Source organism: Eggerthella sp. (genome assembly GCF_048329335.1).
In the GTDB taxonomy this organism is placed as follows: Bacteria; Actinomycetota; Coriobacteriia; order Coriobacteriales; family Eggerthellaceae; genus Eggerthella; species Eggerthella lenta.
On sequence record NZ_DBFEGU010000436.1, the window covers coordinates 1 to 3,151 of the forward strand.

Below are 3,151 nucleotides of genomic sequence, written 5' to 3' on the forward strand. Positions count from 1 at the left end.
GGGCACGACGATGCTCACCAACGGAGAGAGGGAAACTTCAGGATCCAAGCGCGACCCGGAAAGCCCTTCCATCTTCCGCGATTCGCGCCAAGCACGATAGTCGTCCTCGTCCGCAGCGTTGCGCACGCGCCGAAGCGCGCGGTGCAGCTCGCCGAAAAACGCAGCCTTATCGAACCCCAGCATGGCGGGCAAGGCAGCACCCGTCTCGTCCTCGGCGACTACGAACAAGCCGCCCGTCGCAGCGGGAACGCGAACCGAAACCACCATCCGACGGCGAACGCCTTCGACAGTGCCATCGGGTATGCACTGATCCTCGAAGAAGATAGGATCTATTTGAAGCGCATGCCCTACACCGTCCCAGGCAGAGAACCTCGGCTGAGATCCCAGCGAACGGGACTCGGCGGCAATGCGCCATACCCCCTCCTCGCCATCCGGCATACACATGACCAGCGAAAGGCGCAAACGATCGACCGACCGCTCGTCCGTGCCACGCAAAGCAACGCACAGGGACGGACGGAGGCGGTAGTTCAGGCGAGAGAGCCATTTCAGCTTCCCGGCAGGCAAGCGCATCGCGCACAAGGGTTCATCCCCGCCGCGCTGCACGACTCTGACGAACAACGTGACATCGTCGAGCAAGGGGAACACCAACACCCCGACAACATCCGAAGCGGGATCGGACTCCTTCAGCCAAAGGGTCGGAATCGATGAGCCATCTTCAAGCGCCGCCTCAACCGCAACGTCACGTCCGGCAGAGCCAACGATGCGGAGACGGGCATAACCTTTGCCGTCGCCTCTGCACAGGACAAGATTCTTGATTTTCATAAGCTAGGCGAGATCCTTGAGCCCCGGATGCGCCTTGTCCTTCTCGCTCAGCACGAGTTCCATACCCTCCGAGATGGGCCACTCGATGCCGATCTCGGGATCATTCCACATAAGCCCGCCCTCGTCGTTGGGATGGTACACGTCGTCGCACTTGTAGCAGAACTCGGCGATATCGGACAACACGAGGAAGCCGTGGGCGAACCCGCGCGGCACGAAGAACTGGCGACGGTTCTCCGCCGACAGCACCGCGCCCTCCCATTTTCCGTAGGTGGGGCTGTCCGGGCGCAAGTCGACGGCCACGTCGAACACCTCGCCCGACACCACGCGGACGAGCTTGGACTGCGGATGCTCTATCTGGAAGTGCAGGCCGCGCAGCACGCCCTTGACCGAGGAGGACTGGTTGTCCTGCACGAACTCGCAGTCGATGCCGCCCGCGACGAAGTCGGGGCGCTTGTAGGTTTCCACAAAGTAGCCTCGTTCGTCGCCGTAAGCGGTGACGTCCACCACGAGCACGCCCTCGATGGAGGTCTCGGTGAACGTGAAGTTGCCGTGCTTGACGCTGTCTCCCGCTGCCATACCGCCTCCTACTGTCCCTGCTTCGCGTACTTGGCCTCGACGGCCTCCTTGGCGCCCTGCCACCATCCGGGGTTGTCACGGTACCATGCGATGGTGGCCTTGAGACCTTCCGCGAAGTCGGTGCGCTTCGGCTCCCATCCCAGTTCCGAGCGCAGCTTCGAGGAGTCGATGGCGTAGCGGCGATCGTGGCCGGGACGGTCTTTGACCCAGTCGAAGTCGTCCGCGCTCTTGCCCATGCCCTCCAGGATGGCGTGCAGCACGTCGATGTTGTTCTTTTCGCCGTCCGCCCCGATCAGGTACGTCTCGCCCAGACGTCCCTTCGTCAGGATCGCCCACACGGCCGAGGAGTGGTCCTCTGTGTGGATCCAGTCGCGCACGTTCAGGCCGTCGCCGTAGAGCTTCGGACGGATGCCGGTGAGCACGTTGGTGATCTGGCGCGGGATGAACTTCTCGATGTGCTGGCGCGGGCCGTAGTTGTTCGAACAGTTCGAGATGGTGACGCGCACTCCGTAGGTGCGGAACCACGCGCGCACCAGCATGTCGGACGACGCCTTGGTGGAGCTGTACGGGCTGCTCGGACGGTACGGCGTCTCCTCCGTGAAGCGCGCCGGGTCGTCCAATGCGAGGTCGCCGTACACCTCGTCGGTGGAGATGTGATGGAAGCGCACGTCGTGCTTGCGCGCGGCCTCCAGCAGGCGGAACGTGCCGTGCACGTTGGTGCGCACGAACGGCTCCGGGTCGGCGATGGAGTTGTCGTTGTGGGACTCGGCGGCGAAGTGCACGATGGCGTCCACGCCGGGGACGATCTCCTCCAGCAGCGCCTCGTCGCAGATGTCGCCGTGGACGAAGGTCATGCGCTCCTCGGGGATGCCGGCGAGGTTGTCCAGGTTGCCGGCATAGGTGAGCGCGTCCAGCACGACGACGTGCACGTCCGGCTGGTTGTCCACCACCCAGTGGACGAAGTTGCTTCCGATGAACCCGGCTCCGCCGGTGACGATGATGCGCTTCGGTTCGAAGATCTCTGACATTCCTCTAGCCTTCCATCTCGGGTAGGTTGTTCAAGTACGCGGACAGCGCGTCGCGCCACGGGCGCATCTCGTTGCCCACGGTGTCCTCGAGGCGCTTGTTTCGCAGAGACGAGTACGCCGGGCGTTTAGCCGACGCGGGATTCATGGCCGCGTACTCCTCGGACGTGCAGCGGATGACGGCGCAGTCGAGCCCCGCGCCCTCCATGACGGCCTCGGCGAAGTCGGCCCATGAGCAGGTGCCCTCGTTCGTGCAGTGGTACACGCCGTAGTCCTCGGTGGAGGCGATCTTCAGTATCTCGTGCGCCAGGTCGTTCGCCGACGTCGGGTTGCCCAACTGGTCGTCCACCACGGTGACCTCGTCGCGGTCCGCGCCCAGGCGCATCATGGTCTTGACGAAGTTCTTGCCTACGTAGCCGTACAGCCACGCCGTGCGCACCACGAAGCAGCGGCTGCACGCCGCGAGCGAGCGCTCCTCGCCGGCCAGCTTCGTGCGACCGTAAGCCGAGACGGGGCCTGTCGGGTCGTCCTCGACGCGCGGCTCGGGCTCGGTGCCGGGGAACACGTAGTCGGTCGACACCTGCACGAGCTTCGCGCCGACCGCCTCGGCGGCGCGCGCGAGGTTGCCCGGCGCTTCGGCGTTCACGCGGAACGCCGCGTCCTCGGCCGTCTCGCAACCATCGACGTTCGTCATGGCGGCGCCGTTGACGATAAGGTCGAAGCCGCCC

Annotated in this window: 3 protein-coding genes and 1 pseudogene; all 4 read right to left on the reverse strand. The window is 64.6% G+C overall.

Features of this window, described 5'->3' with window-relative positions; genetic code table 11:
* A pseudogene (locus tag ACMO6A_RS13445) lies at positions 1 to 822 on the reverse strand (glycosyl transferase family 2); the annotation flags it as partial.
* Between the two features lie 3 nt (positions 823 to 825).
* Complete coding sequence (gene rfbC, locus ACMO6A_RS13450; RefSeq protein WP_009304071.1) at positions 826 to 1,398, reverse strand: dTDP-4-dehydrorhamnose 3,5-epimerase; 573 nt, start codon at positions 1,396 to 1,398, stop codon at positions 826 to 828.
* 8 nt (positions 1,399 to 1,406) lie between these two features.
* On the reverse strand, positions 1,407 to 2,426 hold the full coding sequence (gene rfbB / locus ACMO6A_RS13455) for a dTDP-glucose 4,6-dehydratase (protein ID WP_009304070.1): 1,020 nt from the start codon (positions 2,424 to 2,426) through the stop codon (positions 1,407 to 1,409).
* Between the two features lie 4 nt (positions 2,427 to 2,430).
* On the reverse strand, positions 2,431 to 3,151 hold a 721-nt coding region (rfbD, locus tag ACMO6A_RS13460; RefSeq protein ID WP_418471414.1), incomplete at its 5' end, for a dTDP-4-dehydrorhamnose reductase.

Bases quoted from the DNA above. Each gene is read 5' to 3' on its own strand.
- rfbC (WP_009304071.1), bottom strand. From the start codon at position 1,398: ATGGCAGCGGGAGACAGCGTCAAGCACGGCAACTTCACGTTCACCGAG.
- rfbB (WP_009304070.1), bottom strand. From the start codon at position 2,426: ATGTCAGAGATCTTCGAACCGAAGCGCATCATCGTCACCGGCGGAGCC.